Annotated in this window: 13 protein-coding genes; 4 read left to right on the forward strand and 9 right to left on the reverse strand. The window is 69.3% G+C overall.

The annotated features are described in order from the left end of the window. Window positions 1-172 precede the first annotated feature (172 nt). On the forward strand, window positions 173-1,921 hold the full coding sequence (locus tag AC3AOF_RS09685) for a fructose-specific PTS transporter subunit EIIC (RefSeq protein WP_488348348.1): 1,749 nt from the start codon (window positions 173-175) through the stop codon (window positions 1,919-1,921). 121 nt (window positions 1,922-2,042) lie between these two features. Here AC3AOF_RS09685 and AC3AOF_RS09690 read toward each other — a convergent pair whose 3' ends face one another. The 8 genes from AC3AOF_RS09690 to AC3AOF_RS09725 form a co-directional block, all read right to left on the reverse strand. Then, window positions 2,043-3,125, reverse strand: coding sequence for a hypothetical protein (locus AC3AOF_RS09690; protein ID WP_236992207.1), 1,083 nt, complete (start codon window positions 3,123-3,125; stop codon window positions 2,043-2,045). A 23-nt stretch (window positions 3,126-3,148) separates the two neighbouring features. After that, the gene (locus AC3AOF_RS09695) at window positions 3,149-3,817 is read right to left on the reverse strand and encodes a hypothetical protein (protein ID WP_488348349.1); all 669 of its coding nucleotides are present in this window, start codon (window positions 3,815-3,817) and stop codon (window positions 3,149-3,151) included. A gap of 29 nt (window positions 3,818-3,846) precedes the next feature. Continuing rightward, window positions 3,847-4,425 carry a hypothetical protein gene (locus tag AC3AOF_RS09700; protein WP_236992209.1) on the reverse strand — a complete coding sequence of 193 codons (579 nt, stop codon included), beginning with the start codon at window positions 4,423-4,425 and terminating at the stop codon, window positions 3,847-3,849. A 502-nt stretch (window positions 4,426-4,927) separates the two neighbouring features. After that, window positions 4,928-5,593: a response regulator gene (locus AC3AOF_RS09705; RefSeq protein ID WP_236992914.1), complete on the reverse strand. Its 666-nt coding sequence runs from the start codon at window positions 5,591-5,593 to the stop codon at window positions 4,928-4,930. Between the two features lie 184 nt (window positions 5,594-5,777). Then, window positions 5,778-6,038: a hypothetical protein gene (locus tag AC3AOF_RS09710; protein ID WP_236992210.1), complete on the reverse strand. Its 261-nt coding sequence runs from the start codon at window positions 6,036-6,038 to the stop codon at window positions 5,778-5,780. A gap of 642 nt (window positions 6,039-6,680) precedes the next feature. After that, window positions 6,681-7,133: a secondary thiamine-phosphate synthase enzyme YjbQ gene (locus AC3AOF_RS09715; RefSeq protein ID WP_488348350.1), complete on the reverse strand. Its 453-nt coding sequence runs from the start codon at window positions 7,131-7,133 to the stop codon at window positions 6,681-6,683. Next, window positions 7,130-8,824 (reverse strand): cisplatin damage response ATP-dependent DNA ligase, encoded by a 1,695-nt coding sequence (locus AC3AOF_RS09720; protein WP_488348351.1) that lies wholly within the window; start codon window positions 8,822-8,824, stop codon window positions 7,130-7,132. The genes AC3AOF_RS09715 and AC3AOF_RS09720 overlap by 4 nt, the downstream gene beginning before the upstream one ends. Then, window positions 8,821-9,879, reverse strand: a complete 1,059-nt coding sequence (locus AC3AOF_RS09725) for a ligase-associated DNA damage response exonuclease (protein WP_488348352.1) — start codon at window positions 9,877-9,879, stop codon at window positions 8,821-8,823. Before AC3AOF_RS09725 ends, AC3AOF_RS09720 begins: the two co-directional genes overlap by 4 nt. A gap of 107 nt (window positions 9,880-9,986) precedes the next feature. Between AC3AOF_RS09725 and AC3AOF_RS09730 the strand changes: the two genes are divergently transcribed. Both AC3AOF_RS09730 and AC3AOF_RS09735 read left to right on the forward strand, forming a co-directional pair. After that, on the forward strand, window positions 9,987-10,904 hold the full coding sequence (locus tag AC3AOF_RS09730; protein WP_236992229.1) for a class I SAM-dependent DNA methyltransferase: 918 nt from the start codon (window positions 9,987-9,989) through the stop codon (window positions 10,902-10,904). Between the two features lie 274 nt (window positions 10,905-11,178). Then, entirely contained in the window at window positions 11,179-12,087 is a 909-nt protein-coding gene (locus tag AC3AOF_RS09735) for a LysR family transcriptional regulator (protein ID WP_236992915.1), read from the forward strand. A 53-nt stretch (window positions 12,088-12,140) separates the two neighbouring features. Here AC3AOF_RS09735 and AC3AOF_RS09740 read toward each other — a convergent pair whose 3' ends face one another. Then, window positions 12,141-12,680, reverse strand: coding sequence for a carboxymuconolactone decarboxylase family protein (locus AC3AOF_RS09740; RefSeq protein WP_488348353.1), 540 nt, complete (start codon window positions 12,678-12,680; stop codon window positions 12,141-12,143). Between the two features lie 329 nt (window positions 12,681-13,009). Here AC3AOF_RS09740 and AC3AOF_RS09745 point away from each other — a divergent pair, with 329 nt between their 5' ends. Then, window positions 13,010-13,867: a shikimate dehydrogenase gene (locus AC3AOF_RS09745; protein ID WP_488348354.1), complete on the forward strand. Its 858-nt coding sequence runs from the start codon at window positions 13,010-13,012 to the stop codon at window positions 13,865-13,867. The last annotated feature ends 2 nt before the right edge of the window (window positions 13,868-13,869 follow it).

Below are 13,869 nucleotides of genomic sequence, written 5' to 3' on the forward strand. Positions count from 1 at the left end.
GACTGACCTCGAAGGAGGGTTCCAGAAAACACTGCGATCCCTGGAGCCCTCCTTCGAGGCTCACTCCGTTCGCACCGCAGGATGAGGTCGCGGACAGGATCGTGGAATGACCTTCATTTTACTTGAGCGACCCCGCAACCGGCAACCACAAACACCCCAGGAGGAACACCCCATGACCCACTTGGTGGCCGTCGTCGGAGGCGGCGATCTCAGCACCCATGCGGTGCTGGCGGCCGAGGCCCTGCGCCGGGCGGCGGGGCGGCGCAACCAGCGTCTCGACCTCGAGCTGCGCGGCCGCGGCGCGACCGGCGCGACCGGCGCGCCGTTGAGCGAGGGCGCGATCCGGGACGCAGACGCGGTGCTGCTCGTCGGCACCGGCGATCTCGGCGAGGGCCGCTTCGGGGCCTTGCACCGTGCCAAGGTCGCGATCGAGGACGTGCTCGCCGACGTCGACGGGGTAATCGACCGGGCGCTCGCCGGCAAAGGCCTCGGGGAGAAGGCCAAGGGCACCGCCGCCGGGGCGGGCGGGCCCAAGGCGGGCGGGCCCAAGCGCATCGTCGCGATCACCTCCTGCCCGACCGGCATCGCCCACACCTTCATGGCGGCCGAAGGCATTCAGGCCGCCGCCCAGGCGCTCGGCCACGCCGTGCGGGTCGAGACGCAAGGGTCGGTCGGCGCCCGCGACGCGCTGACTCCGGAGGAGATCGCGGCGGCCGACATCGTGCTCATCGCCGCCGATACCGGGGTCGACCGCTCGCGCTTTTTCGGCAAGCGGGTCTACGCCACCACCACCAAGGCGGCGATCCGCGACGGCAAGGGCCTGATCGCCACCGCCCTCAAGGACGCCGAATTGCAGGGCGCCGCGGCCGCCGAATCCGATGCCGCACGCCCGGCCGCCGCCGAGACGAAGGCCGGCGCCTACAAGCACCTGATGACCGGCGTGTCGTTCATGCTGCCCTTCGTGGTGGCGGGCGGCCTCCTGATCGCGCTCGCCTTCGCGTTCGGGGGCATCGACGCGATGTCGGCGGCCAACAAGGGCAGCTTGGGCTACGCGCTCGGCGAGATCGGCGCCAAGGCGGCCTTCGCGCTGATCGTGCCGGCGCTCGCCGGATATATCGCCTTCTCGATCGCCGACCGGCCCGGCATCGCGCCGGGCATGATCGGCGGCATGCTGGCGGCCAACCTCAATGCGGGCTTCCTCGGCGGCATCGTGGCGGGCTTCATCGCCGGCTACACCGTCTCGTTCCTCAGCCGCTCGATCCGGCTGCCGAAGAACCTCGAGGGCCTGAAGCCCGTCCTGATCCTGCCGCTGATCGGCACGCTCGTGACCGGCCTCCTGATGGTCTACGTCGTCGGCGTGCCGGTGGCGGCACTCCTCGCGGCGCTCACCGGCTGGCTCAAGGGCATGCAGGGCGCGAGCGCGCTGCTGCTCGGTCTCATCCTCGGCGGCATGATGGCGGTCGACATGGGCGGGCCGATCAACAAGGCGGCCTATGCCTCCTCCGCGGCGCTCATCTCCTCGGGCATCTACACCCCGATGGCCGCGGTGATGCTCGCCGGCATGACCCCGCCGCTCGGCATCGCGCTGGCCACCCGGCTCTTCCCGGGCCGGTTCAGCGCGCAGGAGCGCGAGGCCGGCACCGCCGCGGCGGTTCTGGGCGCCGCCTTCATCACCGAGGGCGCCATTCCCTTCGCGGCCGCCGATCCCCTGCGGGTGATCCCGGCCCTGGTGGCGGGCTCGGCGGTGGCGGGCGCGATCTCGATGACTCTCGGGGTGGAACTCCGCGTCCCCCATGGCGGCCTGTTCGTGCTGCCGATCCCGAACGCCATCACCCCGGTGCTGGGCGCCGTGGCGGCGCTGGCCGCCGGCACGGCGATCACCGCCGTGCTGGTCGGCGTGTCGAAGAAGCGGACGGCCTGAACGGCCGTCTCCCTCCACGGCCGCTCAGCTCGTCGTCACGAGGAGAGGGACGGCCCTGGACGGTCGTCTCGTAGCGGCGACGATGCGGGCGGGGGTGATCGAACGAGGCCGCGGCGCGGCCTCACGCCGTTTCCCCGACCGTCAGCCGCGTCACCACGGGCGCGCTCATCGAGACCGACGGCATCTCGGCGCAGAGGCTCACGCTGAAGCTCTCCGGCGTCCAGTCCGGAAGCCGCAGCTCGGCCGGGATGCGGGGATTCAGCTCCTCGAGGACGCCGTCGAGGGCGTCGGCGACGAAATCGTTGAGGACCTTCCCGGCCAGGTAGCCCGTGCCCAGGAGGACGAGGGCGCCCCCGACCGGGCCGAGGGCGAGCGCGCCGACCAGCGCGAGACCCACGGTCTCGCCGGCCCAGGCCGCCGCGACACCGAGACCGAGCCGGGCGGCCCCGACCGCGACGGTCCGCGTCGGATCCCAGGCCTCGCTCGCATCCTGCGCGATCAGCACCACCGTCAAGGCCAGCTGGGCCGGGCGGACGACGCCCTGCAGCGTCTTCACGGCCGTGCCGAACGTGCCGGCCTTCCCCGACCGGTCGATCACCTGCTTGAGGACGTCGATCTTCTCGCCGTCGGTCATCGCCTCGTACGGGCGACCGTTGCTCACCTCGGCCACGAAGCGCGCGAGATCCTTGCGCTTGACCACCGGCGACAGGAAGGACTTGCCGATCTTGCCGACCTGCCGGTTGATCTCGGCCGTCCTGCCGGCATTGTGCCAGAAGGCCATCTCGCGGGTGATCTCGCGCATCGCGATCGCCTCGACCGCGAGGCTCGTGATCGCCTCGACATCCTTGCCCTGATGCTGGACCCGATCGAGGAAGAACGTCGCGTTCTCGCGGATCGCCTGGATGTATTCCCGCCTCGCCTGGAAGTTCGAGATGCCCCCGACCGCGGAGCGGAGGCTCCCCTTGGCGTAGCGCAGGACGTCGTCCGCGATGGCCCGCGACGGGGCGGACGACCCCGTGTCGCGCCGGCCGTCGAGGTCTCTCAGGAGGCCGAACGCCTCGCTCGCCCCCTCGTCGATCTGTCGCCCCACGCGCAGGCAATCGCCGGGCGCGAGATGGCCGCTCAGCAGCAGAACCCGCTCGCGATCCCGGGTGATGCCGACCAGCAGGCGGAGGTCGGGCTCGGGCGAGGCCGTCACGCTCATGGGGGCGCCTATCATGGGGGCGCCTATTGCAGGGTATCGGAGCGGCCGATGATGATGTCGGTCACGGGACTCGTCCCGGCCGCCGTCAGCACCACCGCCGCGTAATCGTGCTCGACCTCGTATTGCCGTTCGCCGGCCTTGCCGGTGCGTTCGGCCCGCGCGGTCGCCTTGCCGCCATTGGTCAGGTCGCGCATGATGCCGAGATTGGTCTCGCAGTCGTAATGCCCGGGCTTGCGGATCTCGGTGAAGACCGTGTTCTTGTGACTTGACGAGAACGGCCCATCCCAGAACGGGACGTCCCAGCCGCAGAAGATATCGGTCGGGACCTGTTCGGTCCGGTACACGAGGCCGCCGGCGACGCCTTGGAGCGACTTCGCGTGGACGACGAGGGCGACGGACCATTGCCCGTTCTCGATCACCAGATCGAGCGGATACTTCCAGACCTTGCCGTACCAATGCACGTCGGAGCGCAGGAACAGCCGTCCGCCCGAGGCATTGAACACGCGCAGCAGGGTGGATGCGCCGGACTTGTATTCGTCCTTCATCCCGTTGACGACCTTCATGACCTCGAAGTCGGTCGAGGCCCGCTGCTCCAGGGCGTAGGAGGACAGGAGCGTCGCGGTCGCTGCCGCATCGCGAGTGCGCGCATCGGTCTTCAACGTGGCGGAGGTTACGGCCGGGCCGAGGATCATGTGTCGTCTCCCAATTGATCGATTATGGATCAGACAAAAGGATATTGCGTCTTTGTCGTGTACAGCCCATCGACCACGATGGTATCACCGAGGTATCCACGCGTGATCGCCGCCACCCGGCCGTCCTGAGAGATCGCCCTCGGCTGCGGTTTGGCCGGGACCTCGCCCTGTCTCGCCATCGCGACCGCGCATTCGCCGGCGGGGCACAGCCAATGCGTGATCAGACCCGAATCTCCGCCGCGGTATGCGATCACCAACTTGCCGAAAACGACACCGCTGGGGGAATGAATACCCTTGGCGATGACGACGCTCCACTGGCCGGGATCGATGATGTAGTCGGGTGGATACTTCGCGATCGACGCCTCCCCCGTATAGCTGTCGCGGTGAAGCCAGAGCCGCTCGTCGCTGGCATTATAGAGGCGGAACGCGATCGCACCGTCGCCCAGCTCGCCGAGCATGGCATTGACGTGGCGCATCAATTCGAGGTCGCGCAGGCCGCGCCGTTCGAGAGCGATCTTCGCCAGGTCGTCGTTCGTGATCGTCTCGGCGTCGGCATATCGCGGATCGAGCTTGACCTGTTCTCGAACCAGGGGCGTTGCGAACAACATCGATCGACCTCATCGTATAAATTACAAACTATTCAACCATGCGACGCCATCACCTGCGCCGACCCGTTTCTAAGATCGAGAGATTTCGAAATAATTACGAACGGAAGCCCAACAAAATTTTGCTATTTTCATATTTGTGCAATGAAAGGAGGTGCGGGCGCGGACGACTTCGGGTATCGGTAGGAATGAAATCTTCACCGGGCGTTGCACCTTCGCCCCCCACGGCGCCGTGAGCCGGGCCGGGTCCGGCCCGGCGCACCGGGAGACGGCGGAGCGCCGGGGCGGCGACCGTTTCGTGAAGCCGGTTTCGTCTCGGATCGTCGCCGTACAGGGATCGACGACAGCCGCCCCCCGGGTGCCGTTCCCGGCCCGCCGGACGCGCGCCACCGCCGACACCAGGGCGGTGTTCGGGTTGGCGGGCACGCCCTACGCCGTGCCGCGCGGCCCCCGGGCAGGAACGGCGGGAGAACGAGGAGCCGATCCTGCGGGCCTCGTGGGGCGCCTACTCCACCCCGGCCGGGGGCTTCAGCGTCGCGCCGATGCGCGAGGAGACGATCACCGCCTGAGTGCGGCTCTCGACGCCGAGCTTCTGCAGGATCGCCGAGACGTGGGCCTTGACGGTCGCCTCCGAGACGCCGAGCTCGTAGGCGATCTGCTTGTTGAGCAGGCCTTCCGAGAGCATCATCAGCACCCGCACCTGCTGCGGCGTCAGGGTGCCGAGGCGGCGCATCAGGTCGGCCGTCTCCTTGTCCTCGGAGGCCGACAATTCGATGTCGGGCGGCGACCAGTGGCCGCCGGCTAGCACCTGGCCGATCGCTTCGCCGATGCGGTCGACCTCGAGGGATTTCGGGATGAAGCCGGCGGCGCCGAAATCGAGGGCGCGGCGGATCACCACTGGGTCCTCGTTGGCCGAGACGATCACCACGGGGATCGCCGGGTGCTGCGCCCGCAGATAGATCAGGCCGGAGAAGCCCTGCACCCCCGGCATCGTCAGATCGAGGAGCACGAGGTCGATCTCGGGCTCGTCATCGAGGATCCTGGTCAGCGGTTCGAGCCCGCTCGCCTCGAGGATCCGGGCGCCGGGCAGGATCGCCGTCACGGCGCCGCGCAGGGCACCGCGAAAGAGCGGGTGGTCGTCCGCGACGACGATGGTGGTCTCGGAACCCAACGCACTCCCCGCCACGGCACGCGCGCTCCTTGGCGCCTCTCGGCCTACTTCTTTTGTCTCTATAGCTTTTTTTGGCGGGCTTGAAACCGGAGGCTGTGCGTTCTCCACGCCGGCAACGCGGCCGGCGGAGTGCTTAGGACGGGACGGCGGCGGGGCGGGCCCCGCCGAATGCCGCGTACCGGGATCAGTCGAGCGCGCCGGTGAGGGCGGCCGCGGCCGGCTCGACATAGCCCCGCGCGATGAGTTCGGGCTGGGGCGCGGTCCGCCGACGAGCGGCCGGGACCGGCTGCGGCGTCGTGGTCAGCTCCGCCTGGGGCCGCACGGCCGCGGTGTCGCGGGCCATCTCGCGCATGATGGGCGGGAAGACGGTGACGGCAGCGGAACGATCCTGCGCATTCGCCGGCCAAGCGCTGAGGGCGAGGAGAGAAATTGCAAAATACTTCATGGCTGATCTCACTGCGATGCAGGTCAAATCGATGCTTTCTATTAAATAATCATAAAATCTTTTGCACCGCAACATGAAATATAAGACATGGGGATCGGCCGATTTCGATTGTCGATAACGGCGGTCGGTCGATGATTTTAGCGGTTTCTGGCGTCGATACGGCATAGAAGACGCACCACGAACTTCAGATCATCGATCGATCAGTGGGCACTCTTGCGAGTATCGTCGCGCGGATCGTGTGCATCGCACACAGGATTGTGCGGGACAGGAAGAGGCCGACCACGTGCGGTCGACCCGCCGTCGCGGGACATGCACAGGGGAAAGACGTGGCGGCGGCGGATTCGACCGAGCGGGCTGACACCGGCGCGGGACACGATCCGGGCGGTCCCCGCACCGCTCGCGCCGACCGCACGGGAGCGGTCGGCGAGGATGCGATATTTCCCGGTCGGTGCCGGGCCCCGACGCGGCGCAGCGGCGCATCCGCGAACCGGATGCGTCATACGCTTTCCGATTGATCGCTTCGCGATGCGGAAAGCGACTTCGCTCAGGCGCCGCGCGGGCTGATGATACGAAATCCGGAAGTGATCTTCCGGATTTCGTATCATCCGGCCCGTGACCCAACCCTCGACCGTCTTCCGCCGGTCAGGTGCCGACGAGGTGCAGCACGATCTCGCGCCGATGCGGCCGGTCGCGATGCTCGATCAGGTAGATCCCCTGCCAGGTGCCGAGCGCCAGCCCGCCCTCGACCAGCGGAATCGTCAGCGCCGCATCGGTGAGCATGGTGCGGATATGGGCCGGCATGTCGTCCGGCCCCTCGATGCCGTGGACGTAAAGCCCATGGCGCGGCGCCAGCCCGTCGAGGGCGGTCATCAGGTCGGTGCGCACGTCCGGGTCGGCATTCTCCTGGATCGTCAGCGACGCCGAGGTGTGGCGGCAGAACACCGTAAGCAATCCGTGGCGCAAGCCTGCCTCGCGCACGAAGCGGGCCGCCGCCGCGGTGATCTCGGTGAAGCCCTGGCCCCTGGTGTCGACCACGAGGCGGCCGGTGGCCTGGCGGGTGACCGGGCCCTCGGCGATCCTCTCGACGCGTCTCATTCGGCGATCTCCCGTCCGGGGTGAACCTCTTTCTCGCCACGGGCCAGGATGCGCTCCAGCGCCTCGATCCGGTCGGCCTCGGCCGGCGGCTTGTCCCAGCGGATCCGGCTGACGCGGGGAAACCGCATCGCCACGCCCGACTTGTGCCGGGTCGAGCGCTGCACGCCTTCGAAGGCGATCTCCAGCACCAGCCCCTTCCCCACCCCGTATTCCACCTCCCGCACCGGGCCGAAGCGCTTGGTGGTGTGGTTGCGGACGTAGCGGTCGAGCTTGGCCAGTTCCTCGTCGGTGAAGCCGTGATAGGCCTTGCCCACCGGCACCAGCTCCTCGGCCCCGTCCGGCGCCTCGCGCCAGACCCCGAACGTGTAGTCGGAATAGAACGACGAGCGCTTCCCGTGGCCGCGCTGGGCGTACATCATCACCGCATCGACGAGGTAGGGCTCGCGCTTCCACTTCCACCACGGCCCTTTGGGCCGGCCGGGCTGGTAGGGGCTGGTGAGGCGCTTCAGCATCACGCCCTCGATCGCGTCCGCATCCGGCCCGGCGCCGACGGAGGCCGGATCGGCCCGGGCCGCGGCCAGCGCCTCCCAGTCGGCGAAGGGTACGAGCGGCGAGAGATCGATGCGGGCGTGATCCAGCCCGGCGACGAAGGCCTCCAGCCGCGCCCGGCGCTCGGCGAAGGGCAGCGGCCGCAGGTCCTCCCCGTCCTCGGCCAGGAGGTCGTAGGCGCGGACATGAGCCGGGAAGTCCTGCAGGAGCTTGCCGGTCACCGCCTTCCGGTTGAGGCGCTGCTGGAGCACGTTGAAGCTCTGCACCCGTTCCTCGCGCAGGATCAGCAATTCGCCGTCGACGGCACCCGAGAAGGTGATCGCCTCGGCGAGGTCCGGGAAGGCGCCGGAAATGTCCTCGCCGGTGCGTGAATAGATCTTCTGGACCTGGCGTCCGTCACGGTCGCGCCCGCCGGCGAGCTGGACCCGGATGCCGTCCCATTTCCACTCGGCCGAGAACGCCTCCGGCTCCAGCTTGTCGAAGTCGCTCTCCTCCTCGATCGGGTGCGACAGCATCGGGGGACGAAACGGCGCCGGGTTGATCGATTCCGGCGGCCCGGCCCGGCCCTCGACCCAGGCGAACAGCTCGGGGTACGGCGCCTCCAGCCCGTGCCAGACCTCCTCGACCGCGTCGGCCTCGTGCCCGCCGAGGCTCGCCACCGCGGTCTTGGCGAGCCTGGCCGAGACGCCGACCCGGAGTTCCCCGGTGATGAGCTTGAGGAGCGCCCAGCGCCCGGTCTCGTCGAGGGCGTCGAGCCAGGAGGCCAAGCGCGCCGGCAGCTCGCCCTTGCCGATGGTGCCTAACGCCTCCACCACCTCGGACAGGGTCGGCACCGGCGGGTTGTTGTGGCCGGGGCCCGGCTCATTGCCCCTCCCCGGCCAGATCAGCGCCGTCGATTCCGCGAGATCGCCGACAAAATTGTGCGACAGCCGAAACAGCACCGGATCGACCCGCTCCTCGACGAGGCCGCGGATCAGGCCGGGCTTGGCCTCGCGGAAGCTCAGGGATCCGGTCATCGCGGCGAGTGCGTAGCCGCGATCCGGATCGGCGGTATGGCGGAAGAAATCCTGGAGCAGGCGCAGCTTGGCATTGCGGCGCGGCTCGTAGGCCAGGCGGTCGAGGAGACGGGCGAAGTCGTTCACGCGGCCGTCTCCGCAGCTTGCGGCTTGGCGTCGGGTTCCGGCTCCGCCTCGCCCTCGTCGCCGTAGCCCAGCATGTGCAGGGGCTTGGCCCGGATCCCTTGCGTCCCGCACCAATGCACCAGGGCATCCTCCTGGCCGTGGGTGACCCAGACCTCGCCGGCCCCCGTCTCCTTGATGGTGCGGCAGAGGTCGTCCCAGTCCGAATGGTCGGAGATGACCAGCGGCAGCTCGACGCCCTTCTGGCGGGCGCGCGCCCGCACCCGCATCCAGCCGGAGGCGAAGCCGGTGACCGGATCGGGGAACTTGCGCGACCACAGGTCCTGGATCGCGGAGGGCGGGCAGATCACGATCCTGCCGCCGAGCTTCGGCCGCTCCGCTGCCACGACCTTGACCGTCTCACCGAGCGGGATGCCCTCGCGCCGGTAGAGATCGGTCAGCTTCTCCATCGCACCGTGCAGGTAGATCGGATCCGAGAAGCCTTCCTCCCGCAGCAGCGCCATCACCCTTTGCGCCTTGCCGAGCGCGTAGGCGCCGACGATGTGGGTGCGCTCGGGGAAGAGCCGCACCGAATCGAGCAGCTTGCGCACCTCGTCGCGGGCGACCGGATGGCGGAAGACCGGGAGGCCGAAGGTCGCCTCGGTGATGAACACGTCGCAGGGCACGACCTCGAACGCTGAGCAGGTCGGGTCGCGCGCCCGCTTGTAGTCGCCCGAAGCGACGATCCGGCAGCCGCCCTGCTCGATGGCGATCTGCGCCGAGCCCAGCACGTGGCCGGCGGGATGGAAGCGCACCGTGACGCCGCCCATCCGGATCGCCTCGCCGGGCCGCGCTTCCTGGCGGGTCGTGCAAAAATCCTCGCCATAGCGCACCGCCATGATGCGCAGGGTCTCCGGGGTCGCCAGCACCGCACCGTGCCCGGCCCGCGCATGGTCGGCATGGCCGTGGGTGATGAGCGCGCGCGGCACCGGGCGGACCGGATCGACGTGGAAGTCGCCGGGCGGGCAATACAGCCCCTCGCGGGTCAGGGTGAGGAGATCGGTGGGGCGCGGCGCCATTCGTCCTCGTTGCGCGGTGAGGCCTCTTCCCGGGACCGGGGCCGGGTATATAGGCGGCCCGGACGGTTCGTCCCTCCCCCGCCGCTTCGCCCGAAGGCCCCTCAGCGATGCCCGCCCCCGCCCGCTCCTCCGGCGACCTCCTCGCCGACCGCCGCTATGCCTGGGCCGAAGCCGCCCTGGCCGAGGGCGATGCGCAGGCCGCCGCCGACCTCGCGGGCCAGGTGCTGGAACGGGTGCCCGGCTACGGCCCGGCCTGGCTGCTCATCGGCCGCGCCCGCGCCGCCGATCCGGCTCTGCGGGCAGGGGCCGCGGAAGCGTTCCGGGCCGCCCTCGCCCTCGATCCGGAGGATGCGTTGGGCGCCCGCCTGCATCTGGCGGAACTCGGCGAGACGGCCGAGGACGCGATCTCGCCGGCCTATATCCGCGCCCTGTTCGACGGCTATGCCGGCCGCTTCGAGCGCCATCTGGTCGAGGGGCTCGGCTATTGCGGCCCGGCGCTGATCCGCACGGCCCTGGAGCGCCTGCGGGGCCCCGACCTGTTCTTCTCGCGCGTCCTCGATCTCGGCTGCGGCACTGGCCTGATGGCGCGCGCGCTGGAGGGAATCGCCGGGTCGCTCGCCGGCATCGATCTCTCGCCCCGGATGCTGGCCGAGGCCCGGCGCACCGGCCTCTATGCCCGCCTGCACGAGGGCGACCTGCGGGATTTCTTAGGGGCAGAGCCGCCCGCGAGCGCCGACCTCGCGGTGGCGGCCGACGTGTTCATCTACCTGCGCGAGATCGGCCCGGTCCTCACGGAGGCGGCCCGGGTGCTGGCGGCCGGCGGGCTGTTCGCCTTCACGGTGCAGGGGCATCCGGGCGAGCGCGGCGCCGTGCTCGGGGCCGATGGGCGCTACGCCCACGGCGTCGCGACCCTGCGCGAGGCGGCGGAGACGGCCGGGCTCGCCGTCGCGCTGCTGGAGCCGGCGGAGATCCGGCGCCAGAACGGCGCCGGGGTGCCGGGATGGCTCGCGGTGCTGGCGCGCTGAGCCGGAGCCAAGGAGCGGGAGAGCCAAGAGCCCGGCACGGGCGTGGGCCAGCCGATGCCCCGATGCAGCACTGCCTCAGAGCATTTTCCGACGGGGTGGATACCGGCTAGTCGTAGAAAATGCTGCGAAATTAAGAATCCTAGAGAGATTCGCGATGGCAACGCCATCGCGAGGCGCTCTGGCCCCTTGGCGGAACGAATCCCGGCCGCATTTGCCTCGCGCCGGCATTTCCGCCCATCCGGGGCGAGACCGGACCATGCGCGAAGGACCAAGGATGCTGACCCTGCGCCAGATCGAGGTCGCCCGCGCCGTGATGGTGACCGGGACCATCGCGGGTGCGGCGAGGCTCCTCAATGTCTCCGCGCCGGGCATCAGCCGGCTGATGAAGTACACCGAGGCCTCGCTCGGCTTCCGCCTGTTCGACCGGCGGGGCGGACGCCTGGTGCCGTCCGAGCAGGCGCGCCACGTCTTCGCGCAGATCAACGCCGTCTTCGACAAGATCGAGGACCTGCGCTTCGTCCTGGAGCGCACGCAAGGCGGCGCGGGCCAGGAATTGTCGATCGGCTCGGTGCCGTCGATCTCGCACGTGATGGTGCCCCGCGCGATCGAGCGGGTGCGGGCGGCCTATCCGCACCTCGTCATCGACATCAACATCCTCAAGCTCGAGGAGGCGATCGACTACCTGCTGCTGGGCAAGGGCGAGGTGGTGGCGATGAGCTACCGCCTCGATCACCCGGCCCTGACCTTCGAGCCGCTCGCCCGCGGCGGCCTGTTCTGCATCGTGCCGCTCGACCATCCGCTCGCGGGCCGCTCCTCGATCTCGGCCGAGGAGATCGTGCGCCATCCCCTGATCGGCATCGACCCGAACGACCCCTACGGCCGGATCATGTCCGACATTTTTCGCGCCCGCGGCCTGTCATACGGGATCACCATCCGGGCCCGGTTCGGCTCGACGGTGTGCTCGCTGGTGCGGGCGGGCCTCGGCATCGCGGTGATCGACCAGTTCACCATCGCGTACGACGCCGTCCCGGGCATCCGCGTGCTGCCGATCGAGGAGGGGCCGGTCTTCGAGACCTGGATCGCCATGAAGGCCGGCACCGCCCTCAGCATGTTCGCGGGAAGCTTCGTGCGCTTCCTGCGGGAGGAGATGGCGCGACCGGGACAGGTGCGGCCCGGACCGTGACATGCGGCCCGGAGCATCCGGCTCGCCCCAGGCGACGATGATTGCTGCGGATTTCAGGCGCATGAGCGCCGCGCCTGCTTGCGCAATATCTCCAGATCGCAGGCGACGGCGAACCCCATCGCACGCTTGATCCCGGGCAACATTGCAGCGCCGTTCATGGCAAACGCGACTTCGACCAGCCCGGTATCGCCGTAGGCTCGCCTGACGGCGTCGCGCACCTCCGGCGCATCGTCGCGCCGCCCGGCGACCGCGTCCGCCAAGGTCGCGACGGCGGCAATGTCCTCGGGAAGATCCTGATAATTTCCGGAAACGATTCGATCGACGATCGCGCCGTCGATTCCTGCGCCGAGGGCAAGGTTGATCTCGGCCGCGACGCACGTGCCGCAATCCGCCGCGATCGCACCGCGGAGACGAGCGGCGTGATACGCCCGAGCCGGCACCTTCGTGTTGGGATCGAGAAATCCAAAAATCTTGTTGTAACGCCTGAGCAGGCCAAGATCGATTTGCGCAATTCTGCGGACGTAATCGAAACCAACACCAACGCGCCGTTCCGCCCGACCGATGAGGCAGATGGCGATCCTGGTGAGGAGCATGGGAGTGCGGCTTCTGCAAGAGATGACCGAGTGCCGCCTGTCGCGGCACTCAATCGTCAAGTGGCACGACTCCCCATGGAATTTTTGTGACAAGGACGCCGGAAGGCGGGAGTCGACATTCTCGGCGATGCGCATACCGCAGTGTCGCGCCCATCGTCCCGGAAAGGCAGCCCCCGCATCGTTGATCCGATCGAGTTCCGAGGCCTCACCGTAACATGATGTTACGATCGGCATGCAACTTGGTACTCAGGATGCGAACGCCATGGAGATATTGTGCAGCCCAGGGAGAGCTCGCCACGGGCGGGCGCACCATTGAGGGGCCGCACACCATGGCTCACGGACACGCCAGACCCATCCTGCTCGGCCTGATCGGCTCGCCGATCGCCCATTCGGCCTCGCCGGCGATGCACGAGGCCGCCGCCGAGGCGGTCGGCCTGCGGGCCCATTACCAGCTCATCGACGTTGCGAACGCCGACGACGCGCAGTTGCGCACCCTGCTCTCCGCCCTCGCCCCGATCGGATTTTCGGGCGTCAACGTCACCTTCCCCTACAAGGAACGGGTCCTGCCCGTCCTCGACGCCCTGTCGCCGGGGGCGCGTGCCGTCGGTGCCGTCAACACGATCGTGGTCCGGGACGGGCGGCTCATCGGCCACAACACCGACACGACCGGTTTCGCCCGCGCCCTCACCCAGGCCTTCGGGCCTGCACCCGAAGGCCCGGTGGCGCTGATCGGCGCCGGCGGCGTCGGCAAGGCGGTCGCGGTGGCGCTCGCCGGCCTGCCCGGCGTCGAGGTCCGGCTGGTCGATGCCGACCCGGCCAAGGCCGAGGCGGTGGCCGGCGCCCTCGCAGGACAGGCACCGGTGCGGGTCTGCCGCCGGGTCGAGGAGGCGGTCGAGGGCGCAAGCGGCATCGTCAACGGCACGCCGATCGGCATGCTGCCGGATCGCGGCACGCCGGTGCCCCTCGGCCTGCTCCATCCCGGCCTCTGGGTGGCCGATGCGGTCTACTCACCGCTCTGGACCCCCCTCCTGACCGAGGCGGCCCGGATCGGCGCCCGCACCATGACGGGACGCGAACTCGCCATTCATCAGGCCCTCGACGCCTTCGCGCTGTTCACCGGCTGCGAGGCGCCGGCCTCCGCCATGGAGCGGGCCTTCGACCGGGCGGTGGCACCGCTCGCCGCCTGAAC

This window comes from Methylobacterium sp. 142-1Y, from assembly GCF_057747795.1.